Origin of the sequence: Micromonospora sp. NPDC052213 (assembly GCF_040679695.1) — a bacterium.
Classification (GTDB): domain Bacteria; phylum Actinomycetota; class Actinomycetes; order Mycobacteriales; family Micromonosporaceae; genus Micromonospora.
This window is the reverse complement of the sequence record NZ_JBFAVI010000012.1, coordinates 1-23416: the sequence shown is the minus strand read 5'-3', so window position 1 is coordinate 23416 and position 23416 is coordinate 1. Positions and strand designations below refer to the sequence as shown.

General features: G+C 70.6%; 21 protein-coding genes. 11 read left to right on the top strand and 10 right to left on the bottom strand.

All coding sequences use genetic code 11. The features are described 5' to 3' along the window. The first annotated feature begins 207 nt into the window (after positions 1–207). Genes AB0L34_RS05415 through AB0L34_RS05405 form a run of 3 tightly spaced genes read left to right on the top strand, consistent with a single transcriptional unit; the run spans position 208 to position 2263 of the window. Positions 208–882, top strand: a complete 675-nt coding sequence (locus AB0L34_RS05415; protein WP_363702107.1) for a glycosyltransferase family 2 protein — start codon at positions 208–210, stop codon at positions 880–882. Continuing rightward, complete coding sequence (locus AB0L34_RS05410; RefSeq protein WP_363702105.1) at positions 879–1553, top strand: DUF2064 domain-containing protein; 675 nt, start codon at positions 879–881, stop codon at positions 1551–1553. The genes AB0L34_RS05415 and AB0L34_RS05410 overlap by 4 nt, the downstream gene beginning before the upstream one ends. Beyond that, positions 1550–2263, top strand: coding sequence for a methyltransferase domain-containing protein (locus AB0L34_RS05405; protein ID WP_363702103.1), 714 nt, complete (start codon positions 1550–1552; stop codon positions 2261–2263). Before AB0L34_RS05410 ends, AB0L34_RS05405 begins: the two co-directional genes overlap by 4 nt. 128 nt (positions 2264–2391) lie before the next feature. Here AB0L34_RS05405 and AB0L34_RS05400 read toward each other — a convergent pair whose 3' ends face one another. Both AB0L34_RS05400 and AB0L34_RS05395 read right to left on the bottom strand, forming a co-directional pair. After that, on the bottom strand, positions 2392–3894 hold the full coding sequence (locus AB0L34_RS05400; protein WP_363702101.1) for an IMP dehydrogenase: 1503 nt from the start codon (positions 3892–3894) through the stop codon (positions 2392–2394). A 221-nt stretch (positions 3895–4115) separates the two neighbouring features. Next, positions 4116–4781, bottom strand: a complete 666-nt coding sequence (locus tag AB0L34_RS05395) for a maleylpyruvate isomerase family mycothiol-dependent enzyme (RefSeq protein WP_363702099.1) — start codon at positions 4779–4781, stop codon at positions 4116–4118. A gap of 171 nt (positions 4782–4952) precedes the next feature. Between AB0L34_RS05395 and AB0L34_RS05390 the strand changes: the two genes are divergently transcribed. After that, positions 4953–5966, top strand: a complete 1014-nt coding sequence (locus AB0L34_RS05390; RefSeq protein WP_363702097.1) for a sigma-70 family RNA polymerase sigma factor — start codon at positions 4953–4955, stop codon at positions 5964–5966. Between the two features lie 87 nt (positions 5967–6053). Here the strand turns inward: AB0L34_RS05390 and AB0L34_RS05385 are convergent, their stop codons facing one another. Beyond that, the gene (locus tag AB0L34_RS05385; RefSeq protein WP_363702095.1) at positions 6054–6569 is read right to left on the bottom strand and encodes a hypothetical protein; all 516 of its coding nucleotides are present in this window, start codon (positions 6567–6569) and stop codon (positions 6054–6056) included. A gap of 137 nt (positions 6570–6706) precedes the next feature. Beyond that, the gene (locus AB0L34_RS05380) at positions 6707–7375 is read right to left on the bottom strand and encodes a TetR/AcrR family transcriptional regulator (RefSeq protein WP_363702093.1); all 669 of its coding nucleotides are present in this window, start codon (positions 7373–7375) and stop codon (positions 6707–6709) included. A 91-nt stretch (positions 7376–7466) separates the two neighbouring features. On the opposite strand from AB0L34_RS05380, the gene AB0L34_RS05375 reads away from it, so the two are divergent. Beyond that, entirely contained in the window at positions 7467–8666 is a 1200-nt protein-coding gene (locus AB0L34_RS05375; RefSeq protein WP_363702091.1) for an FAD-dependent oxidoreductase, read from the top strand. Positions 8667–8804: 138 nt separating this feature from the next. Here AB0L34_RS05375 and AB0L34_RS05370 read toward each other — a convergent pair whose 3' ends face one another. The 5 genes from AB0L34_RS05370 to AB0L34_RS05350 form a co-directional block, all read right to left on the bottom strand. Next, positions 8805–9380, bottom strand: coding sequence for a hypothetical protein (locus AB0L34_RS05370; RefSeq protein WP_363702089.1), 576 nt, complete (start codon positions 9378–9380; stop codon positions 8805–8807). 181 nt (positions 9381–9561) lie between these two features. Further along, the gene (locus AB0L34_RS05365; protein ID WP_363702087.1) at positions 9562–10014 is read right to left on the bottom strand and encodes a hypothetical protein; all 453 of its coding nucleotides are present in this window, start codon (positions 10012–10014) and stop codon (positions 9562–9564) included. A 266-nt stretch (positions 10015–10280) separates the two neighbouring features. After that, positions 10281–11270, bottom strand: a complete 990-nt coding sequence (locus tag AB0L34_RS05360) for a DUF3800 domain-containing protein (RefSeq protein ID WP_363702085.1) — start codon at positions 11268–11270, stop codon at positions 10281–10283. A gap of 355 nt (positions 11271–11625) precedes the next feature. After that, on the bottom strand, positions 11626–12450 hold the full coding sequence (locus AB0L34_RS05355; RefSeq protein WP_363702083.1) for an ATP-grasp domain-containing protein: 825 nt from the start codon (positions 12448–12450) through the stop codon (positions 11626–11628). A gap of 124 nt (positions 12451–12574) precedes the next feature. Continuing rightward, positions 12575–13474 carry a helix-turn-helix transcriptional regulator gene (locus tag AB0L34_RS05350; protein WP_363702081.1) on the bottom strand — a complete coding sequence of 300 codons (900 nt, stop codon included), beginning with the start codon at positions 13472–13474 and terminating at the stop codon, positions 12575–12577. A 136-nt stretch (positions 13475–13610) separates the two neighbouring features. Between AB0L34_RS05350 and AB0L34_RS05345 the strand changes: the two genes are divergently transcribed. The 3 genes from AB0L34_RS05345 (at position 13611) to AB0L34_RS05335 (ending at position 16634) form a co-directional block, all read left to right on the top strand. After that, positions 13611–14894 (top strand): MFS transporter, encoded by a 1284-nt coding sequence (locus tag AB0L34_RS05345; protein WP_363702079.1) that lies wholly within the window; start codon positions 13611–13613, stop codon positions 14892–14894. A gap of 34 nt (positions 14895–14928) precedes the next feature. Then, on the top strand, positions 14929–15972 hold the full coding sequence (locus AB0L34_RS05340; RefSeq protein ID WP_363702077.1) for a zinc-dependent alcohol dehydrogenase family protein: 1044 nt from the start codon (positions 14929–14931) through the stop codon (positions 15970–15972). A gap of 125 nt (positions 15973–16097) precedes the next feature. Continuing rightward, positions 16098–16634 carry a DUF6886 family protein gene (locus AB0L34_RS05335; protein ID WP_363702075.1) on the top strand — a complete coding sequence of 179 codons (537 nt, stop codon included), beginning with the start codon at positions 16098–16100 and terminating at the stop codon, positions 16632–16634. 53 nt (positions 16635–16687) lie between these two features. Here AB0L34_RS05335 and AB0L34_RS05330 read toward each other — a convergent pair whose 3' ends face one another. Next, positions 16688–19420 (bottom strand): AMP-binding protein, encoded by a 2733-nt coding sequence (locus tag AB0L34_RS05330; RefSeq protein WP_363702073.1) that lies wholly within the window; start codon positions 19418–19420, stop codon positions 16688–16690. A 168-nt stretch (positions 19421–19588) separates the two neighbouring features. On the opposite strand from AB0L34_RS05330, the gene AB0L34_RS05325 reads away from it, so the two are divergent. The 3 genes from AB0L34_RS05325 to AB0L34_RS05315 all read left to right on the top strand — a co-directional run bounded on the left by AB0L34_RS05325 (position 19589) and on the right by AB0L34_RS05315 (position 23255). Further along, positions 19589–20611: an iron ABC transporter substrate-binding protein gene (locus AB0L34_RS05325; protein ID WP_363702071.1), complete on the top strand. Its 1023-nt coding sequence runs from the start codon at positions 19589–19591 to the stop codon at positions 20609–20611. An 86-nt stretch (positions 20612–20697) separates the two neighbouring features. Then, the gene (locus AB0L34_RS05320; RefSeq protein WP_363702180.1) at positions 20698–22221 is read left to right on the top strand and encodes an iron ABC transporter permease; all 1524 of its coding nucleotides are present in this window, start codon (positions 20698–20700) and stop codon (positions 22219–22221) included. After that, positions 22218–23255, top strand: a complete 1038-nt coding sequence (locus AB0L34_RS05315) for an ABC transporter ATP-binding protein (RefSeq protein WP_363702069.1) — start codon at positions 22218–22220, stop codon at positions 23253–23255. Before AB0L34_RS05320 ends, AB0L34_RS05315 begins: the two co-directional genes overlap by 4 nt. The last annotated feature ends 161 nt before the right edge of the window (positions 23256–23416 follow it).

The following is a 23416-nucleotide window of genomic DNA, read 5'->3' as shown; positions in this document are numbered from 1 at the left end:
CCCGTCGCGCGCCCGGACGCGGTCGGCAACGGGCGAGCGGGAAAGTGTGGCACCGGGTCTCATGTCGACCGGACGGTACGGCCTGCCCCGCCCCCTGTCAGCCGAATCGCCGCTACGTCACGGAACGGTAAGAAGTGCCTGTTCGGTAGGCGTTCCGTAGGGCCGAACGCGGAACGGGTGGCCCCGCGCGGACTTAGCGTCGAGGGTATGCCGACACCGATCGACGTGGTGCTGCCGTGCCTGGACGAGGCCGCCGCGCTGCCCGCCGTGCTGACCGCGCTGCCGCCCGGATACCGGGCGATCGTGGTGGACAACGGGTCTCGAGACGCCTCGGCCGAGGTGGCCGCCCGGCACGGCGCCCGGGTGGTCCATGAGCGCCGTCGGGGGTACGGCGCGGCCGTGCACGCCGGGATCGAGGCCGCCGAGACCGAACTGGTGTGCGTCCTGGACGCCGACGGCTCATTCTCTCCTCGGGAGCTGCCCGCCCTGGTCGCCCTGGTCGCCGGGGGGAACGCCGACCTGGCCGTCGGCCGTCGCCGGCCGGTCCGTGTCGGGGTCTGGCCCTGGCACGCCCGGGCAGGAACGGCGCTGGTCGCCGCGCTGCTGCGGCACCGGGGGGTCCCGCTGCGTGACCTCAGCCCGATGCGGGTGGCCCGCCGGGAGGCGTTGCTCGGTCTCGGCGTCACCGACCGGGCCTTCGGCTACCCGCTGGAGTTGCTGATCCGGGCCGCCGCCGCGGGCTGGCGCATCCACGAACTCGACGTCGCGTACGCCCCGCGTGCCACGGGCACCCGCTCCAAGGTCTCCGGCTCGTTCCGGGGTACCCTGCGCGCCACCCGGGACTTCGCGGCCGTGCTGCGCACCGTGGAGCGCCCCCGGTGACCGTGCTGCTGGTGGTCGCCAAGGCCCCCGTGCCGGGCATGGTCAAGACCCGGCTCTGCCCACCGGCGACCCCGGTCCAGGCCGCCCAGCTGGCCGCCGCCGCGCTGCGCGACACCCTGGACGCCGTCCGGGACACTCCCGGGGTGACGCCGGTGCTGGCCTTGGCCGGGCGCCTCACCGACGCCGAGGACGCCGCCGAACTGGCCGCCGCCGTCGCCGGTTGGCCGGTCCTGCCGCAGCGGGGCGTGGATTTCGCGGCCCGACTCGCGAACGCCCACGTCGACGTCGCCGACGCTTTCCCCGGCCGTCGGGTGCTTCAGATCGGGATGGACACCCCGCAGCTGACCCCGGCGCGGCTGGCCGCCGCCGTACGCCGGCTGGCGGACGCCGAGGCGGTGCTGGGACGGGCCGCCGACGGCGGCTGGTGGGCGCTGGGGCTGCGCGACCCGCGGCAGGCGGTGGCGCTGCGCGGGGTGCCGATGTCCACCCCACGCACCGGCCGCTCGACGTGGTCCGCGCTGACCGGGCGAGGGCTGCGCACGATGCCGCTGCCGGTGCTGCGGGACGTGGACGACTGGTCGGACGCGCGGGCGGTGGCCGCGACGGCCCCGGGTGGCCGCTTCGCCCGCCAGGTCGCGGCGGTGCGCCGCGCCATGGTGGTGCGGGCGTGACCGGGGACGGTTTCGCCGCCGCCCTGCGCGACCGGGGCGACAACGCGCACTGGCTGGTGCCCGCCGACGGACTGCGCCGCCGCCTGCCGGTGCACCGGTGGCACGGGCCCGCCGGGACGGCGGAGGCGGCGGTGGTCACCCGCTGCGCCGGTCCCACCCTCGACCTGGGCTGCGGCCCGGGCCGGGTGACCCTGGCACTGACCGTGGCCGGGCTGACCACCCTCGGGGTGGACGTGTCGGCCCGGGCGGTGGCGCTGACCCGGGCCCGGGGCGCGGTCGCCGTGCGGGCCGACCTGTTCGGCCCGTTGCCGGCGGAGGGACGCTGGGCACACGCGGTCCTGCTGGACGGGAACATCGGCATCGGGGGCGACCCGATCGCTCTGCTGCGCCGGTGCCGGGCGTTGCTGCGGCCGGCGGGGACAGTGCTGGTCGAGCTGGAGCCGCCCGGCTCCGGCACCTGGCAGGGACAGGTCCACGTGGCATCCGGCCGGCACCGGGGCCCAGCCTTCCGCTGGGCGTGGCTCGACACGTGCGCGGTGGCGGGCACGGCGGCGGCGGCCGGGCTGGCGGTCGGCGAGGTGTTCCGCTCCGGCCGCCGCTGGTTCGCCAAGCTGACCCGCTCGGAGCGTCCGGGCATGCGGGTGTGGCCCGCAGCTGCGCCGTGTGCTGCGCGTGCCAACCCCGTCAGTGCAGGGGCCGCCGACGACTGAGCCCCGGCCGCACCCCGGGCATTGGACCGGGCGCTATTGCGTTGACGGGACGGGGATGAAGCGCGGTGCCGTGCCGGGGAACGCGGATGTAGAGGGCAGGCCGCCTGTGCGGATGACGAAGCGACCGGCTACTGTCCGCTGCCGCCTGAGCCGCTGCGCAACCGGACCTCGGCGCCATTCTGTTCGTAGCTCTGCTGCGACACCTGGACGAGCACCGCGTCGCGGTGAAAGTCCGGCAATGTGATGGCGCCGCAGCTGACCATGGTGGCGCGCAGTTTCGCGACCGTACGGGCAATGTTGGGGTAGAGGCTGCCGGCATACGGCACATAGCCGTCGACGCCTTCCTCGAACGGCAGCTCGGTCTCGCCCTGGTCGTAGCGGGCGACGTTCCGGGCCCGTTGGGAGCCCTCACCCCAGTATTCCTTGAACAGCTGCCCGTCGAGATTGACGAGGTTGGAGGGGCTTTCGTCGAATCGGGCGAAGTAACGCCCGAGCATGATGAAGTCGGCGCCGAGGGCGAGGGCGATCGCCATGTGGTAGTCGGCGAGGAGACCGCCGTCGCAGCAGATCGGCACGTAGATGCCGGTTTCCTCTGCATAGCGGTCGCGTTCGGCAACCACGTCGATGAGTGCGGAGGCCTGCCCGCGCCCGATGCCTTTCTGGTCGCGGGTGATGCAGATCGACCCGCCGCCGATACCGACCTTGACGAAAGCGGCACCGGCATCGGCGAGATAGCGGAATCCGCGGCCGTCGACGACGTTCCCTGCGCCGACCGGGACAGCGCCGTTCAACTCACCAACGGCGTACTGCAACGTCTTCTGCTGCCAGACCGAATGGCCGTCGGAGGAGTCGATGCACAGCACGTCCGCGCCGGCCTCGACGAGGGCGGGGATCCGGTCGCGGTAGTCGCGGGTGTTGATCCCGGCGCCGACCCGGAACCGCTTGTCGTCGTCGATGGACTCGTTGCGGAACTGTTTGTGCAGCTCGTAGTCGCGGCGCAGCACGATCGAGGCGAGGCGACCGTCGGCGGTGACGATCGGCAGCAGGTCGAGGCGGTGGTCCCAGATGAGGGTGTTCGCGTCGGACAGCGAGATCGTCGGGGGCGCGGTGACCAGACCGTCGGCCGGGCGCATCCGGGACTCGACCGTGTCGTTGAGGTCGTGACGCTGGGGATGGAAGTCGGCGGTGGAGATCAGGCCGATGAACAGGCCACTCGAGGTGCCGTCGTCGGTGACGACCGCGACGTCCCGTTCGGCGGCCTTGAGCAGGCGGCTGACCTCGCCGAGCGTCGCGGATGGCTTCGTGTTGATGTCGGAGTGCCGGAAGCCCGCCTTGTGGCGCTTGACCGCGCTGACCGACTCGGCCTGCGTCTCGACGGTCTGGTTCTGGTGGATGAAGCTCAGCCCGCCGGTCTGCGCGAGCGCGATGGCGAGGCGGGGCGAGGAGACGGCTTGCATGATCGCGCTGACGAGCGGTACGGCGATGCGCAGCGGCGAGGACCCGCCGACCGGGTGCCGCACGATGGGCGTGGAGAGGTCGACGTTGTCCGGGGTGCAGTACTCGGTCGTGAGGTTCGGCACGAGCAGGTACTCGTTGAGGGTGCGGGAAACCTCGGGGAGGATCACGACCACGCGTTGCTCCTAAACACTCCGCCGCGGCGGGCTGGCTGGAATGCAGACACACGCTACCAGCGCCGCAGCAGCCACTGCGGTCGGTCCCACGGCCGAGCAGGTCGGCTCCGCAGGTGAGGCCGGCCTCCCGGGACACAACCCGCCTCTCGCGGCTTCGCCGATGAGCGGTCGGTGCGCGATGGCTGTGGGGCGCTTCAGGGGCTGCCGCGTACGGATGTCGATCAGACAGGGGTGCAGCGGCCGCGCAGGGTTGCGACACCGTCGCCTTCGAGTTCGTCGCAGTACGTGGTACGCCCGGTCATTGCCATGGTCAGTGCCAGGGTGGTGCCGGACACGAGTGGCCCGGAGCCGGTGGTGAAGGGGCCGTCGTTCGCGACGAGTCGCAGGCCGCGGATGCGACCTTTGGCCAGGACCACCTGGTCGGAGCCCTGGTAGTACCGGGCGATCTGCGTGATGGTCTCGATCGGGTAGGGCCGGCGGATGTCCAGGGGGCGCCGGATGTCCTCCCCGTGCACGATCGTTTCGCCGAGCATCGCCATGGTCGGCAGCGGCGGTTTGGTCCGGCTCATGACGATGCCGCGGAATCTTTCCAGTGTCTCGGCGGCAGTTGCGCCCAGCTGCTCGTTCAGCCGCATGGTCACCTGCTTGTCGAAGTCGAATCTGCAACGGATGACCCCTGCCAGCCATCGCCAGGAGTTCAGGCTTGCCCCTGCGGTGAGGTGAGCGAGCACCTCGCGCACCGTCAACCCGGTGCACAACGACGGCGTCGCGAACTGCTGATCAGTCAGGCCCGCGAGGTCGGCCGCCAGTGCCGCGCGCTCTGCGTGGATCCGAGACCAGGTGTCGCTTCCACGATCGATGCGGGCTCTTGCTTCCTTCTCGGTCATGTCGAGGTCTCCGGTCGTGGTCGAGGGTCGGTTCGTCAGGGCGAGATAGCGCCGGTCCAGCGGTAACTGGCCGCGGTGGTGGGGGTCTGCCGGAGTGGAGACCGCCGCTGCGGGGCAGAATCGTCGCTCGTGAGCAGAGATTCTTCCGGGTTGGCTGGAGACTCGGCTGCGGTGCGCGACGAGAATGTCGATCTTGGCCGGGCGCGCGAGGGTGACGACGAGGCCTTCACCCGCTTGGTCCAGCCGCTGCGCCGGGAGTTGCACGCCCACTGCTACCGCATGCTCGGCTCAACCCATGACGCCGATGATGCGGTGCAGGAAACCCTGCTGCGGGCTTGGCGAGGACTCGCGCGATTCGAGGAACGCAGCTCTCTGCGCTCGTGGCTCTACACCATCGCAACCCGGGTCTGTCTGAATCTCGTGGAGTCCCGTGGCAGGCGACCGCTACCCGTCGACCTCGGTCCCTCCAGTGACCGTGCGGTGCTCGATGATCGGCCGCTGACGGAGTTCGCCTGGCTGGGCCCCTACCCGGACGCCGGCCTCGGCGACGGCCGATCAGTTCCCAGCGCAAGGTATGAACAGCGTGAAGCCGTCGAACTTGCCTTCGCCGCCGCGTTGCAACATCTACCGGGCAACCAGCGGGCGGCGCTGCTGCTCTTCGACGTCCTCGGCTTCTCTGCGGCCGAGATTGCCAACATGATGAACACCTCGACCACCTCGGTGAACTCCGCCCTCGCCCGCGCCCGTCGGGTGATCGCGGAGAAGGTCCCACCGCAGTCCCAGCAGCAGACCCTACGGAAGATCGACGACGCTCGCGTACGGCAGATCGTCGCCGGATTCTCCACCGCGTTCGAACGCGGTGACGCCGATGCGCTCGTTGCCTTGCTCACCAGCGACGTCACGTGGTCGATGCCCCCGATGGCGCACTGGTATCGCGGGATCGAGGCGGTCACCGACTTCGCCGTCCAGGTCCCGCTGACCGGTTGCGGGAGTTGGCGGTGTCGTCCGACGACTGCGAACGGTCAGCCTGCCGTCGGGTTCTATCTCGGCAACGACCAGACGGGCCCACACCATGGTTGGTCGATCACCGTGTTGACCTTGAGGGACGAGCGCATCGCGGAGATCATGTCGTTCCTCGGCGCGGAACACTTCCCGGCTTTCGCCCTGCCGACGTCACTACCCTGATCCGGACGGCGGCCCAACGTACGTTGACCGACCGCACGGCGGCGGAAGCGACCCCAGGTGGCCTTGGCAGCACAGAGGTAGGCAGCCCTATCCCAGCCGGTGCCGGCGGTACTGCGGCTGGAGCTGGCCGAACGCGAGTCCGTTCTCGTCCAAGGCGTTGTACAGGGTCAACCAGCCGTCCGGAAAGCGCAGGCCAACAGCGACGGCGCCGTCCGCCAGGTCTCCGCCAGCCCATTCGAGAAGCTCGACCGCCTCAAGCCGCTGCCCGCGCCGGGCAGCCAACACGGCGGGAACGTCATCGCGCCAGACCAGCCGGAAGCCGTCCGATGTCGGCCACACCGGCGGCCGGGTCACGTCCACCGAGTTCCATGTGATCGACAGGTCATCGAACTTCTGGTGATTGACCTCCAGACGCTCCCCGGCGAAGTCGAGCACCACCGGGCAGTCGGCAAACCACTCGTCGCTCTCGGTATCCCACACTACCCACGGACCCGTCAGCTCGCGGCCGACAAGCCCGCCCAGGCGCCGTCCGTGATGCTTCGCGACCTTGTCTTCCCCGTTCAACCAACACGGCTGATACCCGGCGATCCCGAAGTCGAACACCGGCCAAGTATGCCGACCCCAACGCCTCCGGCGCCCCACATGCTGCTTCTACGTCGTCGCCGGCCACAACCCCGGCTCCCACGGCACCTCATGCCCGGGGGCTCTTGCGTCGCGGTTCGACGTGCATATCGAGGTCATCACCGACTGGGACCGCGCTGCCGACCGGGACGGCGGGCGGGCGGCACTGCACTCGCGCCCATGGCGGGACGAGGTTCTCGCGCCGGACTGAAGACGCCGGCGCGGAGGGCTGCGGCGGCCGCGGCGGCGGCACGTCGGGCGAACTCCTCGTCGATGGGTTCGTCGATGACGAGCAGCCGCAGGAAGAAGGGCGCGCCCAGGACCTCGATCGCGGCCCGGGCATCGGTGCCCTCAGCCAGTTCGCCGCGGGCGACGGCGTGGTCGACGACGGCCTCGGCCAGGCCGAACCGTTCGGCGAAGAAGCCGCGGACGATCTGCGCGGCGCGCGGGTTGCGGGGCGCGGCCGCGGCCAGGGCCGTGATCAGCTCGCCGGGTCCGCCGGTCATGCCGCGCCGGATCAGCAACGCCAGTTCCTCGAGGTCGGTGCCGAGGTCGCCGGTATCCGGGATCGGGACGACCTCACTGGCGTACTCGCTGAGCAGGTCGCCGAGGACGCCTTCCAGGTCGGTCCAGCGGCGGTAGACCGACGTCTTGTTGACGCCGGCCGCCTGGGCGATCCGTTCGACGGTCAGCTCGGCGTACCCGTCGGCGAGAAGGCCACGGGCGGCCGTGAGGACCGCGGCCCGGACACGGGCGCTGCGCCCGCCCGGTCGCTGACCGGCAGACATCGGACACCTCCTTTAACGCACCGACTGTTGCGTTACACCATCCCATTCGGCAGACTCAAAAGGCAACACGAGTTGCAATTGGAGGTTACCCATGAAGGCCAGTGTCTGCGTCGTCGGCGGCGGGCCCGCGGGGCTCGTCCTGGGGCTGCTGCTCGCCCGGCAGGGTGTGGAGGTCACCGTGCTGGAGAAGCACACCGACTTCCTCCGGGACTTCCGCGGCGACACGGTGCATCCCTCCACACTGAACATGCTCGACGAGATCGGGCTCGGCGAACGGATGGCGGTGCTGCCCGGGCGCAAGGCCGGCGCGTTGCGCGTCACCTTCGACGACGGCACCTACACCGTCGCGGACTTCACGCGCCTGCCGACGCCGCACAACTACCTGTACTTCGTTCCCCAGTGGGACTTCCTGGAGATGCTCGCAACCGAGGCGACGAGGTTCCCCACCTTCACGCTGCTTCGTTCCACCACCGTGACGAGCCTGCTCCGCGACCCGTCCGGCACCGTCACCGGCGTGCGCGCCATGAGCCCGGAGGGCGAACTGGAGATCGAGGCGTCGCTCACTGTCGCCTGCGACGGCCGTGATTCGGTGGTACGCCGGGAGCTCGGCCTGCGGCCGGTCGACTACGGCGCGCCCATGGACGTGCTGTGGTTCCGGATCTCGCGCCGCGCAGCCGACGGCGAGGGCCTGGCGATGCGGGTCGGCGCCGGCGGGCTGATGCTCGCCATCGACCGCGGCGACTACTACCAGTGCGCGTACGTCATCGCCAAGGGCGGCTACGACGAGATCCGCGCGGCCGGGCTGGAGGCGCTGCGGGAGCAGGTGATCCGGCGGCACCCCGTCCTCGCCGACCGAGTCGGTGAACTCGCCACCTGGGACGACGTCAAACTACTGACGGTGAAGGTCAACCGGCTGCAGCGCTGGCACGTGCCCGGCGCGCTGCTCATCGGCGACGCGGCACACGCCATGTCCCCGATCGGCGGCGTCGGCATCAACCTGGCGGTGCAGGACGCCGCGGCCACCGCCCGGATGCTGGGCCCGAACCTCGCCGCCGGGCAGCCGGTCACCGAAGCCGACCTCGCCGCGGTGCAGAAGCGCCGGCACCTTCCGACGGTGCTGACGCAGAACCTCCAGCGCGCCGCGCAGCGGCGCGTCGTCGACCCGCTGCTGCACGCCAGCGGCCGGATCGACGCCCCGGCACCGATACGCCTGGCGACGCGGTTCCCGGCACTGCAAGCCCTCCCCGCGCGGCTGGTCGGCATCGGCGTACGCCCCGAACACGTGCGTTGACCCACCGTTCCGACAGACGGATGGAGACGTGATCCGCAGGGACGGACTCTCGGGGCACAGGTCGGCTGGCGTGGTGGTCGTCGGGCGTGTCAGTGGTTCGGGGCGGTCGATACGCTCATAGCCAAGGGCTCTGCGGGCTCAGCCCGCCGCTACCTGCCGGGGCGAACGCCGCAGCGGCAGCAGTGCCACCAGCATCAACAGCCCGGCCAACGGCATCAGATCCAAGTTCACCGGCGGCAGCAGCACCCCGACGAGCATGACCACCGGACTCCACCACGGCAGCCGGCCCGCCCTGGCGGCCAGCACGGCGACCAGCACGATCCCGACGAAGAAGAACAGTGGCCCGACGTCGTAGATCGCGGGTCGCACGCCGGGTAGGCCGGAGAAGTCCTGCTGCAGGCTCCGCAGCTCTTCCTTGTCGGCAGCCATGAATGCCTGCACGATGTCTGCTCCGAACTGGACCACGGATGCCGCCAGACCGAGCAGAGTCGCGCCGACCACCACTTCGCGGACCGTCCCGGCGGGCAGTAGCGTCCGCAGCCCCAGAACCAGTGGCACGAACAGGAGGAAGCCGGCCAAGCCGAGGAAATGGGCGAGTTGCCAGTCGAAACCCGGCCCGTACATATTGTCGAGTCTGCCGATGATACGGGCCACGCCGTAGCCGCCCATCGCGAGCGGCCCGGCGATCAGAGCGAACTTCGCTGCCTTCGTCATGCTGGAGATCATGGTCGCGCACCGGATCATGGTGCCTCCGGCGGAACCCCCGCCCGCGACCCTGAGAACCCCCGCAGAAGTCGGCCCTGACCATCTACAGGCGGCCGAGCAAGACGAAGGTGGCGAGCCCAGCAGTACGAACCACGAGCTCGCCGAATCGTGTGCACCCGCCGAACGGACCTCAGGTGTCGTACTCGCCGCTGTCCCATGGCTCAGTAAAGGCCATGTAGTCGCCGGGCTCGACGGTGACCCACCACGTGTCGTCGTCGTCCTCCGGCTCCCGGAGAATCAGGCCGAAGGTTGTACCGAACCGATCAATCGCGAAGGGCTCGACCTCGATACGGGTGAACGTAACCTCTCCAAGCTCCTTCAGCCGAGCATCACATGCCGCCCGCCGCGCCATACGGTCCATCCGGGCTCTGGGACCGAAGGCGTCGATCCTGGCCTCCAGGAACCGGCCCTCGGAGTCGAAGAGGTACAGAGCGACGAACTCCTGACCGTCGTCGTCGCCTCGGATGGCTGGTTCGAAGGGAGTGGTGAGGAAGAACTGCCTGCCGTCAGCGGTGCGCCCCACATACTCGGCATGATAGTCGTCATGATCGATGGCGAGACAGCGCGGCGGCCCGGCCCTCATCCAGCTCGTCCTCTCCTCGCGCCGACGGCGGGAGCCGTCGCGATCGCTACGCCAGCATCATGCCGTCCGGGTACGACAGGATCGCGTCCAGCAATCTCACCACCGTGCACTGACATGCCGCTTCGAGTGCGTCGACTGGCGGCCGACCTGGCTACAGCCGCGCTGATCGCCATCCGGGTCGCGCTGACGACCGGCTCGTCGCCAAGCCGGACGTGTGCCACGACGTCCTCCGGGCCGCTGATCTCGACGTGCCACTCGTCGTCGTGTCATCCTTCGGGATCGTGCAGTGAGGTCGGGGAGAGCAGCGGCTGAAGTAGAGCGGGGTTGATGATCGCCGGCAACCGCCGGGCCACCCCAGCGAGGAGGTCGGCGACCTGGACCCGCGGATCGTCGCGGGAGTCGACCATCACCAGCCCAGCCAGGGGCGATACGCCGGCCGGCAACGCCCCAGCTCTCTCGGCGTCTGCCGCCGATGGTCCGCCGCCATTGGCCAGCACCTGCCGGAGGCGGGTCAACCGGTCGGCCGTGAGGGCGCTCTGCTCGTCGTGGATTACCAGCACCTGCCGCTGTCCGCCGCTCCAGGACAAGACCGTTTCCGCCAGCGCCGGCAGCATCGGCTCCAGCGGTGGCGGGATCGACCGGTCGTCGTTGTCGAGCCTGGTCAGTACGGCCCACACGCGGGTCGGACTGAGCCCGTTGAGGACAGCATCGGCCTGTGTGCCGAGCCCGTGTCGTACCAGCGCATCCCGGGCCTGGAAGAACCGCTCCACGGTCCGGCGATCCGGACGCCGCCGTTTGATCCGGACCAGGTCGACGAAGGCTGCCAGGAAGACACCCCAGTCGCTTCCGGCTGAGCGCCTGGCCCGGTACAGGGCGAGAGCGGCCGGACGGTGGTCCTGCGTCAGGCGGGTACCGGCCGCGTACGACGGCTCGGTCAGCAGCAGGTCGACGATCCGGGTTACGAGGAAGAACTCCTTGTCGACCAGATGGACGTGCGCGCGGCCCTTCAGCGCCGCCAGGAACCACTCCAGCGCTTCACCCGCGCCTGGGCCGCGAAGGAACTGCCCGGACTTGAACTCGTGCGGCGAGAACCGGAACCCGGACCGCAGCGCTGTGATCAGCCCGATGGCCTCGTCCGCGCCCAGGTCGACACTCGCGTGCGTGATCACCGGGGTGGTCGAATGGAGCAGGTTGGTGCCCGAGAATCCGGACTCGTCACAGGCGATCTCCACCACGGAGCCGACCACCGCATCCACCGGCGGTAGCCCGCCCTGAAACGGCGATCTCACCACCGATCCCCCACCATGCCGACCATGGTCACCCGTGCTCCCTCGTCGAACAATCCAATTGCGGCCGGGAGGCCCGCGACGGAGAACATGCTCCTGCTGGTGCTGAGGCACTGGACGACGGACCACAGATCACCGCCGAACGCGGCCGCAGGTCGTTACGCCGTGGCCGCGCGAGTCGGCCCATCCGCCTCTGCCGCCGAGCGGGTGCGCCCTGCCGGGCGTTCGTCACTGCCCGAGGCGCTGTCCGGGTGCCTCCTCCGTGGTGACGTCCCGGCTGGCGTCGAGGCGGGCGTTGTTGGCGACGTCGGTCGTCGTGGGGCTGCTATCCGAAGGGGGTGGGCGGTCTTGTGAACGCGTGGTCGCGGGGAGCCAGGCGGTGGCGTGGTCCGGCCGCCCGAAGCACCACGTCGAGGACCTGGTCGGGGTCGGCGGCGTAGCTTGTGCTGAACCAGGCCATGTTCGCCTCCACCACGGCCCAGTGTTCGTCGCCGCGGTCGGCGTCGCTGGCGAGGCCGACGTCGACAACGACGGCGCTGGGCAGGCTGTCAGCGCAGGCGTCGAGCAGGCTGACGGCGAAGTCGAGCACGGCGGCACGGTTCGGGCAGGCGGCGAGGGGAGCCGGGTCGAGCCGGCCGTTGGTGGCGTAGCGGCTGGCGGCGTGCACTGCGGCGTCGAGGACGAACAACCGATACTCCACCAGGAACGTCACGATCTCGCTGACCAGTACCGGAGTGTCGGCGGGGTGACGCTCGGCACGGGGCAGGCGGGAGCCGTCGGCGTAGACGCCGGCCGTCAGGGTCTTGTCTCGGGGCGGCTTGACGAACATTGGCGTACGGGACCAGCGTGCGTCGCCGAGAGTGGTGAGAGTGATGTCGCGGCGGGTGTACTCGTACGGCAGCTGCACCAGCCAGTCGTCGGCCGGTTCGAGCATCGCCAGGTCGAGGTCCCCGGCGACGGCAGCGGCGAAGGCCGGTCCGCCGTAGAGGTGCCCACCCCGGGCCCGCCGCAGCTGAGCTGGTACTGACGGGTGAGGCAGTTGCTCCACTGCCAGGCCCCGTCGCCGGGCCGATTCAGCAAGCAGCTCGGCGGTCCTGTCGAGGCGCGGCGGCAGCACCAGGAAGTCACCGACCGGAACGGCGATGGTCATGACTGACGATTCTGAGGACCCGCCGCGTTGCCGTCGCCTGAATATCCTCGCCGCACCCGGTGGGAGGGTTGTGGCCAGAGAATGGATCCTTCTCCGACGCTCTTGTAGCCGGAGTTCCACGTCGTCAGTCGGAGCGTTGCGCGGCTTCTGCGATGGCGGTCGCGGACCAGGTGGCGAGGATTTTCAGCCGCTCTTCGTGGATCGTTCCGGGTTCGGCGGTGTACACGCTCAGTTCGTGGACGGCGCGCGACGGGGTCGGCAGCGCGAGGGGCTGATAGGTCAACTCCAGTGCGCCGACGACAGGGTGCTGCAGACGTTTGACTCCTTCGTGCCGGATGCGGATGTCGTGTGATGCCCACATCTTCCGGAATTCGGCGCTGAGGGTGCAGAGCTCGCCGACGAGTTCCCGCAGTGGCCGGTCCTCGGGGTGCCGACCGGCCTCGGCGCGCAGCAGGGCGACGGTCGAGGCGGCGCCGGCCTCCCAGTCTGCGAAGAAGTCGTGTGATGCCGGGTCGAGGAAATGGTAGCGGGCGAAGTTCGCTCTGCCGTTGGCTGTGGTGGTGTCGCTGCTGAACATGGGTTCGTGCAGTGCGCGGGCGAGCGCGTTGCTGGCGACCACGTCGAGACGTCCGTTGCGCAGGAATGCTGCCGACATCGTGATGGAATCGATCAGCCACTGAAGGTGGGGTTCGACCTTCGCCTCAGTGCGTCGGGAACTTCGGCGGGCTTTCGGCCGGGCGGCGTGGGCCAGGTCGAACAGGTAGGTGCGTTCTTCGTCGTCGAGGTGCAGTGCTCGCGCCACGGCGTCGAGGACATCTTCGGAGATTCCGCGGATGTAGCCCTTCTCCAGTCTGGTGTACCACTCGGTGCTGACGCCGGCGAGGACGGCGACCTCTTCCCGCCGCAGTCCGGGCACACGGCGCCGGCCACCGGCGGGCAGCCCTGCCCGCTCCGGGCTGATCTTGGCGCGGCGGCTGATCAGGAAGTCACGGATAGTGGTGCGATTGTCGGCCGAGTCGGGCATGTTCCCACGGTAGGCCCGGATGAACCTGGCAGAGGGGGGAGAGCTTGTACCCCCGATAAACGCCACCTTTCTCACGCCCCGGTGCGGCGCTCAAATGGATGCGAAGACGTTTCCGAGCCTGCACAGGAGTTCATGTATGCAGGGAGAATCCACTCCCCTGAACGGCGGTTCCCGGTCCGGCGCGAGCTCGGCCCGTTCCGCCGCGCTGCCCTTGCTGATCTACGTCCTCGCCCTGGGGACGTTCCTGATGGGCACGACCGAGTTCATCGTGGCAGGTGTGTTGCCGGAGATCGCCGGTGACCTGCAGGTCAGTGTCGCCCGTGCGGGTCTGCTGATCACGGTGTTCGCGATCGGGATGATCATCGGTGCGCCGCTGATGGCGATGCTCACGCTGCGGCTGCCGCAACGCGTGGCCCTCATCCTCGCGCTGGTGGTCTTCGCGATCGGCCATATCGTGGTGGCAGTCGGCGACAGCTTCGCGGTGCTCCTGCTGGCGCGGTTGATCACCGCGTTCGCGACCGGCGCGTTCTGGGCCCTGTCCGCCGTGGTCGCGACCCGCGTCGCCGGGCCGGCGCGCGGAGCGCGGGCCATGGGTCTGGTGAACGCCGGAGGCATGCTCGCTACGGCACTAGGCGTTCCGCTCGGCGCGTTCGCCGGACAGCTCATCGGGTGGCGGGGCACGTTCTGGGCGCTCGCCGTCCTGGCGCTGGCCGCCACCGCTCTGATTTCCCGTCACGTCCCCCACGAGAAGGGACGGGCCCAGTCGGTGTCGGTGCGTTCCGAACTGTCCGGGCTGCGTTCCGGGCGGCTGTGGCTGGCCCTTGCCGGCTGCGCGGCGACCACCGGTGGTGTGCTTGCCGCGTACTCCTACATCGCGCCGTTGCTCACCGACCAGGCCGGTGTTCCGGCACGGCTGGTGCCGTTGGCGCTGGTCGGGTTCGGCGTCGGCGCCCTGGTGGGGTCACTGGTCGCCGGCCGTCTCGGCGACGCTCACCCGCACGTGGTCACGCTTGTGGCGCCCGTCGTCACCGCGATCCTGCTTGGGATGATCTGCCTGGCATCGGGAATGCCGTGGCTGACCGCGGGTGTGGTCGTGCTGCTCGGGTTCTTCGGGCTGGGCGCGAACCCGGTGCTGATCGCCCTGGCCGTGCGTTTCGCCGGGCGGGCGCCCACGCTGGGGTCCTCGCTGACCGTGTCGGCGTTCAACGCCGGTACCGCCGTCGGCTCCTGGATCGCGGGCCTGGCGCTGGCCTCCACGCTCGGAGCCACCGGCCCCGCCGCCGTCGGCGTGGCCATCGTCGTCCTGGCGGTGGTCCCCGCGGTGGCGTTGGCCCTCATCGCGCGCCGCGCCGCGAATCCGCCCAAACCGGGCGACGCCACGACAACCAGCGCAGCGGTCGAGACCTACGCCGCCGTCTGACGACCCCCACAACAAATCGAAGGAAAGGAAGATCATGCGCGCAACCCTCATGTACGGTGCCGGCGATGTCCGCGTCGAGAACGTCCCGGACTCCACGATCAAGCTGCCCACCGACGCGCTGCTGCGGATCACGGCGTCCTGTATCTGCGGCAGCGACCTGCACCCGTACCACTCGATGTCCCGTGAAACCGGCCCGGCCCGGATGGGACACGAACTGATCGGCATCGTCGAGGACACCGGCTCGGAGGTGACCACCCTCAAGCGCGGTGACCTGGTCGTCGCCCCGTTCGCCATCTCCGACAACACCTGCCGGTTCTGCCGCGAGAACCTGCAGACCTCCTGCTCCCACCCCCAGGCCAACTTCCTGGACGGCATCCCCGACGAAGGCGGGCAGGCCGAAGCGATCCGGATCCCCCTCGCCGACGGCACCCTCGTCAAGCTGCCCGTCGCCGCGGACTCCGCGCTCATCCCGTCGCTGCTCACCCTCGCCGACGTCCTCGGCACCGGCTACCACGCCGCCATCAAGGGCGGCGTGCGCAAGGGCAGCTCCGTCACCGTCATCGGCGACGGCGCCGTCGGGCTCCTGGCCGTGCTGTCGGCCAAGCGCCTCGGCGCCGAGCAGATCATCCTCATGGGCCGCCACCGGGCCCGCACGGACCTGGGCACCGAGTTCGGCGCCACCGACGTGGTCACCGAGCGCGGCGACGAGGGCATCGCCAAGGTCCGGGAACTGACCGGCGGCCACGGCACCCACGCCGTGCTCGAAGCCGTCGGCCACATGTCCGCCTACGAGCAGGCCGTCGGCGTCGTCCGCCCCGGCGGCGTGATCAGCCGCGTCGGCGTCCCCCAGTACGAGAACGCGCCCATCGGCTTCGGCAGCCTCTTCCGCCACAACATCATCCTCGCCGGCGGCCCCGCTCCCGTGCGCGCGTACATCGAGGAACTGATGCCCGACATCCTCGACGGAACCATCGAGCCCGGCAAGGTGTTCGACGCCACCACCGACCTCGACGGCGTGCCCGCCGGCTACCAGGACATGGACGACCGCAAGAGCCTCAAGGTCCTCATCAAGCCCTGACGCCGTGCACGGCCCCGCCCTCGCTGCCGACGTAACGGCACGAGGGCGGGTCCGAGCCGGTCGAGCAGCCTCCCGATCACGACCCCAGAATCGCCCCGCACGGCCGCCGGTGTATACACGACCACATGCGACCGGGGCCGGGCGAGGTGTTGCACTTCTCCGAGGACCCGACAATCAAACGGTTCCTCCCGCACGTCGCCGCGACCGCCCGACAGCCAGACGCCTTCGTCTGGGCCGTCGATCACGACCGGGCACCCGATTACTGGTTCCCTCGACAATGCCCCCGCGCGATGGCCTGGCTACGCACAGGCACCACGGAGGCCGACCGGGCCAGCATCATCGGCGCCGGCTGCGGCGACCGCGTCCATGCCATCGGGTACGGCTGGCTGGACGCGATGCGAACGGTCCGGCTGTTCGCCTACCGGCTGCCGGCCGATCGGTTTCGGCCCTTCGGTGTCCCTGAACCCCACGCCCACGTCGCGGCCGAGCCGATCGAGCCACTCGGCCCGCCCGAGCCCGTAGGCGACCTCCTCGACTGCCATGCCGAGGCCGGCATCCAGCTACGCGTCCTGAACAACCTGTGGCCCTTCTGGGACGCCGTGATCGCCAGCACGCTGGGCTTCAGCGGCATCCGGCTACGCAACGCGTCACCTCGCCCGTGAGATCAACGCCGCCGGCGCTCAGTTGTGCGATCGGCGACGTGGATCTCTGACGGTCAGAGGTCGACCGCGACGTACCGCCCGCTGGCCGACGTCGCGGAACCGCTTCCGGGAGTTGCCGGAGCTGTCGTACCGGGTTCGGCGGTTCTCGTCGCGGCCGAAGGTGATCGACGTGCCGATGAACCCGGTGGCGACGATCGACGCTGCGAGACGCGGTGAGCAGCTCCCGTGCACCACCGCACCGCCACGGTCCCCGCCTTGCCGGCCAGGCGGGGGACGAGCATGGCGTACGCGATGCCGAACGCCAGGCTGGCCAGCAGCGCCAGGGGCAGTGAGATGTCATCGACGGGCCGGAAGATCTGCCAGTGGGTGAGGTAGATGTAGATCGAACTCGCGGCCAGGGCCGCGGCGACCCGGTTGAGCAGGGGCACGCTGGGCAGGTCGGCCACCCAGATCATGAGGAGCAGGCCGCCGATGATGACGGCCTCGCGTCCGGGGTCCCCGAAGAACGTCGGCACGGTCGCGACGATCGCGAGCGTCACGCACAGTTTCTGGCCGACGGTGGTGGCCTTGGCCGCCGCCCAGCCGAGGGCGAACAGCCAGAACACGACGACCGGGGTGGGCAGATGCACGCCGGGCACGAGTTGGTAGCGCGAGACGAGCCCGAGAGCGGCCAGCGTCAGCGGCAGAGCGAACGGGCGGCGGCGTTCCAGCCGGTCGACGAACGGCAGACTGAGCGCGGCGAGAAGGATGAGCAGGTAGTAGACCAGCGCCTCGATGAACCAGAAGTGCCACCAGTAGTTCGTGCCGTCCGCGGGGGCGGTGAGGTACCCGACGAGGAAGACGCTGCCGAGGGTGTAGTCGTCGGTGAGCAGGTACATCGCGCCGATCCACGTCGTGGCGGCCAGCACGATGCGGGAGGTGCTGCGGGCGAGGGTGGCGATGCGCTGGCGTCGTGGCGCCGGGGTGAGCTGGAATCGGGCGAAGTTGTAGCCGGCCACCCCGAGGAGAAGGTGCGCGCCGCCGGGTAGGTCGTACACCTGGATGTGGCTGCCGACGATGAGGACGATGGCGATGGCGCGCAGCGCCACGGTGGTGTCGACGCGACTGCGCCAACCGCGCCGGCGATCAGGCACGGTCGGAGTCGGCCCGTCCTTCCGAGCAGGCGTCGGCGGAGGGGCGGGCGCGGGCCGCAGGTCACGGATCGGTGTGGTGTGCCAGTTCGGCGGCAGGTGGCCGAGGGCCTGCTCGAGGCGGATCGACATCTCGACGTACGACAGGGAGTCGCCGCCCAGGTCCACGAAGCTGTGTCCGGCGGTGACCTCCTTCTGACCGAGGACCTCCGCGAACAGCGCGGTCAGGTCGGGAGCAGCGGCTGCCGGAGTGGCCTGCGGCGGGGTCGCGGCGAGAGCCCGGATGGCGGGGTAGTCGGGTTTGCCCGATGCGAGCCGTGGCAGGCGGTCGAACAGGTGGACGTCCACGACGTGGCGCGGCAGCCCGTAGTGGCGGCTGACGAGGGTGTGCAGCTGGTCGCGGTCGGCGTCGCCCTCGACGGCGATCAGCAGCCGTTCGTCGTCGCCGGTGACGAAGGCGGCGTACCCGTTCGTCCGCAGCATGGTTTCGATCTGCCGTAGGTCGAGCCGGAGACCGAAGATCTTGAGGAAGTCCGTGCGGCGGCCGACGATCTCGTAGAGGCCCTCGGGTGTGCGGCGAGCGACGTCGCCGGTGCGCAGCTCGGTGACGGTGCGGCCGCGGCCGAGGTCGGCGGGGCGCTCGGCGTAGCCGAGCATGACGTTGCGGCCGCGGTACACCAGTTCCCCGGTGTCCGGTGCACCCTCGTCGTCGGGCAGGGGATGCAGGTGGAGGCTGCCACCGGGCACGGCGACACCGATGGTGTGCGGGTGACGCTCCGCCAGGTCCGGGGGCAGGTAGGCGATGCGGGCAGTGGCCTCGGTCTGGCCGTACATGACGACCAGGTCGAAGCCCTTGCTGCGGCCGAGTTCCGCGTAGCGGCGTACGCGCTCGGGCGCGAGTCGTCCGCCGGCCTGGGTCACGTAGCGCAGCGTGGGCAGGGTCATGTCGGCGAAGCCGACGCGGTCGAGCAGGTCGAAGGTGTACGGGACGCCGGCGAAGCTGGTGGCACCCGTGTCACGCACCAGCTGCCAGAAGGCGGCATCGGCCACCGACAGGTCGTTGAGGATCAGGCAGGCACCGCGCAGCAGGTGACTGTTGATCACGGAGAGTCCGTAGCAGTAGTGCATCGGCAGGGTCGTGACCGGCCGATCCGCCGACGTGATCCCCAGGTAGTCCGCGATCGACTCCGCGTTCGCCTGCAGGTTGTCCCGGGACAGGCGGACCAGGCGCGGCGACCCGGTTGAGCCGGAGGTACTGAGCAGCAGCGCCAGGTCGGGGTGCAGGTCGTGGGCGCTGCGCCGGCGGTGCCGGCTCGGGTGCGCGTGGTCGTCCGTGAACGTGACGTCGGGGTCGTAGGTCGCCGTCAGCCGTGCGAGCGCGGCGGGATTGTCCGCCGGCGCCAACAGCAGCGGGTGACCGGCGGCGAGCGCGGCGAGGTAGGTGACGATCGTGTCGACCCGGTTGGCTCCGGTCAGCAGGACGAGACGACGTCCGGGGCCCAGGATCGCGACTCGTTCACGGACCCGGTCGGCGAGGTCACGGTACGACACGGCTCCCGCGGGCGTGAGCAGGGCAGTCCGGTCACCGTGCCGCGCCAGGCCGCATGCGAAGGGCACGCCCGGGGCGGTGAGTGCATGGTCGACGAGGAGGGACACGGCGCACCTTAGGATGGACTAAGTTAGGGTGGCCTACCCTAACCTATCCGCAGATCGCCCCACCCCCACCCTCGGCGTCGGTCCCGCAGGGAGTCGGGGTGCCGCCCGGACGAAATCAGGGTGCCCTAAATTAGGTTAGGCACACCTGCCCTACTGCTAGGAGCCTTCATGCTCAGCCTGCGCGCCGCCGCAGCACTCGTCGCCGCGGCCACCCTCGCCACCGGGCTCACCGCGTGCAGCGGCGAGCCGGACAAGGACATCACGGTCTACAGCGGCCGCACCCAGTCGCTGGTGCAGCCGCTGATCGACGAGTTCACCAAGAAGACGGGCATCACCGTCGATGTGCGCTACGGCACGACCGCGCAGATGGCCGCGCAGTTGCAGGAGGAGGGTGCCAAATCCCCGGCAGACGTGTTCCTCTCGCAGGACGCCGGGGCCCTGGGGGCCGTGAGCAAGGCGGGACTGCTGACCGCGCTGCCCGACGAGGTGTTGCAGAAGGTTCCCGCGGCGTACCGGTCGCGCAGCGGGCACTGGGTGGGGGTCACCGGCCGGTTGCGGGTGCTGGCGTACAACGCCGACCAGGTCAAGCCGGCCGACCTGCCGGCCACCGTGCTGGAGATGACCGACCCGAAGTGGAGGGGCAAGCTCGGCGTCGCCCCGACCAACGCGTCGTTCCAGTCGTTCGTCACCGCGCTACGGGTGCAGCACGGTGACGACAAGGCCCGCGAGTTCCTGGCCGGCGTCGCTGCCAACTCCCCCCAGATCCGCGACAACAACATCGTGATCGTCGGCGAGATTCAGGACGGCAAGCTCGCCGCGGGCCTGGTAAACCACTACTACCTCTTCGAGAAGGCCAAGGAGCTCGGGGTCAGCCCGGAGCAGCTCAAGGTGAAGCTGCACTACTTCGCTGACGGCGACACCGGGGGCCTGCTCAACGTCTCCGGCGTCGGCGTGCTGTCCGGCTCCGCCGGAAACAGCAAGGTCCGCTCGTTCGTCGACCACCTGCTCGGCACCGAGGGCCAGACCTACTTCGCGGAGAAGACGTTCGAGTACCCGCTGGTCGCCGGTGTGCCGACCGCTCCGGGCCTGCCCGCGCTGGCCGACCTGCACGCCCCGAAGATCGACCTGAACGATCTGGACACCCTGACCGCGTCGGTCGAGATGATTCAGGCCTCGGGGCTGACATCCTGACCACCACCGCTCCGGCCGGGCGGGCGCAGCCGGTCGCGCCCGCCCGACCGTCCCCTCGCAACCGGTGGCGGCGCCGCTGGCATCGACTGGCGCCCCGCCCGGCACTGCTCGCGACCGCAACAGCCGCCGTCGCGGTCGCGCTCATCCCGCTGGTCTACCTCGGCGTACGCACCGCCGAGGCGGGCTGGGACCGGGTACGCGCCGAACTGTTCACCACCGAGCTGCTGCGCCTGGCCGCGACCAGCCTGGCGCTGACCGCCGTCACCACCGGCGCCTGCCTGATCCTCGGCGCCGGCGCCGCGCTGCTGGTCACCCGCACGAACCTGCCTGCCCGACGGTTCTTCGGGGTGCTCGCTGCCCTACCGCTGGCGATCCCCACCTACGTCGGCAGCTACGGCTGGATCTCGATGCTGGACGGCTTCTACGGTTTCTGGCCGGCCGTCGTCGTGCTCACGTCCTGCTGCTACCCGTACGTCTATCTGCCGACCGCCGCCGCCCTGATCGGCACCGACCCCGCGGTCGAGGAGGCTTCGCAGGCACTGGGCCGCAACCAGTGGCAGACCTTCACCGGAGTCACGCTGCGCCAGATCCGCCCCGCGCTCGTCGCCGGTGGCCTCCTGGTCGCGCTGTACGTGCTGTCGGACTTCGGCGCGGTCGCGATGCTGCGCGTCACGACCTTCACCAGCGCCGTCTTCACCTCGTTCAACCTCGGCTTCGACCGCACGGGCGCGCTCGTGCTCTCGACCGCCCTGGTGGCCGTCACGCTGCTCATCCTCGGCGCCGAACTCGCGACCCGGCGGCGCGACGCACGCTACGCCAAGATCGGCAGCGGGGTACGCCGCCCGGCCGCCGTGCTGCCACTCGGCGCGTGGCGGATCCCGGCCGTCCTCGCGCTGCTCGCCGTCGCCGCCGGGAGCTTCGCGGTGCCCACCGCGGCGCTGCTGCACTGGATGGGCGAGGGCGTCTCCCGGCCCGGGTCGCTGACGGACATCGCCACGGCTGCCGGCAACTCCCTCACCGTGTCCGCGCTCGGCACCGCCCTGACAATGCTCCTCGCCCTGCCGATCGGCCTGCTGTCGGCCCGCGCTCCCGGACCGCTGGCCATCCTCATCGACCGGCTCACCTACCTCACGCACGCGCTGCCCGGGCTGGTGATCGGCCTGTCCCTGGTGTTCTTCGGCATCCAGGTGGCGTACCCGCTCTACCAGACCACCTGGCTGCTGGCGCTGGCCTACGCCGCCCTCTTCCTCCCCCTCGCCGTCGGTGCCGTCGCGACAGCCGCCGCCCAGGCCCCGCCAAGCCTGGAGGAGGCCGCACGGTCACTGGGACGCGGGCCGCTGACAGTGCTGCGGACCGTCACCGTGCCACTCACCCTGCCCGGCATCGGCGCCGGCGCGGCACTGGTGTTCCTGACCTGCATGAAGGAACTACCGGCGACGCTGCTGTTACGCCCCACCGACACCGACACCCTGGCCACCGAGCTGTGGACGCACACCTCCGTGGCCGCCTACGCCGGCGGGGCCCCGTACGCGGCGCTGCTGGTGCTGCTGTCCACCGGCCCCGCCCTGATCCTGGCCCGGCGCACCCTCGACCCGAAAGACCGACCATGACCACACTCACCGTCCGCGGCGCCAGCAAGAGCTACGGGGCGGTCCACGCACTCCGCGCAGCCGACCTGACCGTGGCGGCCGGCACCCTGACCGCGGTGCTCGGCCCGTCCGGCTGCGGCAAGACCACGCTGCTGCGCTGCATCGCCGGGTTCGAGCGCCTCGACGGCGGGGAGATCCGTGTCGGTGACAGGCCGGTGGCCGGGCCGGGCCTGCACGTCGCCCCACACCGGCGACGGGTCGCTGTGGTCGCCCAGGACGGCGCGCTCTTCCCGCACATGGACGTGGCCGGCAACGTCGGCTACGGCCTCGACCGCGCCGCCCGGCGCAGCGGCCGCGTCGAGGAGGTGCTCGGCCTCGTCGGTCTCGCCGGGTACGGCAAGCGGATGCCCCACCAACTGTCCGGCGGGCAGCAGCAGCGGGTGGCCGTTGCCCGAGCCCTGGCACCACGTCCACCGCTGATCCTGCTCGACGAACCGTTCACCGCGCTCGACGCCAGCCTCCGCACGGAACTACGCGCCGACCTGCGCGCCGCGCTCCACGCCGACGACGCCACCGCCGTCCTCGTCACGCACGACCAGGCCGAAGCCCTTTCCATCGCCGACCAGGTCGTCGTCATGCACGACGGCAGGGTGCGGCAGGAGGCCAGCCCGTCCGACCTCTACCGCAGCCCGGCGGACCCGTGGGTGGCAACCTTCATCGGCGATGCCAACCTCCTCAGGGCCACCGCCAGCGGCGGGACTGCGGAAACCGAACTCGGCACCCTCCCGCTCTCCAGCCCACACCGCGGGGACGTCACGGTCCTGATCCGGCCGGAGCAGCTGCGGCTGAACGACGCCGACGCACCGGGGGTACCCGCGACCGTCCGCCACCATCTGTTCCAAGGCCACGACGCCCTCATCGACGTCCAACTGGACGACGGCACCCGGATCACCGCACGGATCCTCGGCCAGCCGACCCACTACTCCTCGGGCACCAACGTCCGCCTCACCGTCCAGGGAAGCGTCTACGTGCTGCCGGAGCCCGCCACGTCCTGATCGCCCGCAGGACTGCGCTCGGCCTGCCGAGCAGAACGGCGGGGGGGGGTCGCGGTGGGGGGTGGGTAGGTGGGGGGGGGCGCCCGGGGCGGGGGGGGGGGGGTGAGGGGGTGCGGCGGGGGGGGGCGGGGGGCCGGGGGGGGGGGGGCGGGGGGGCCGGG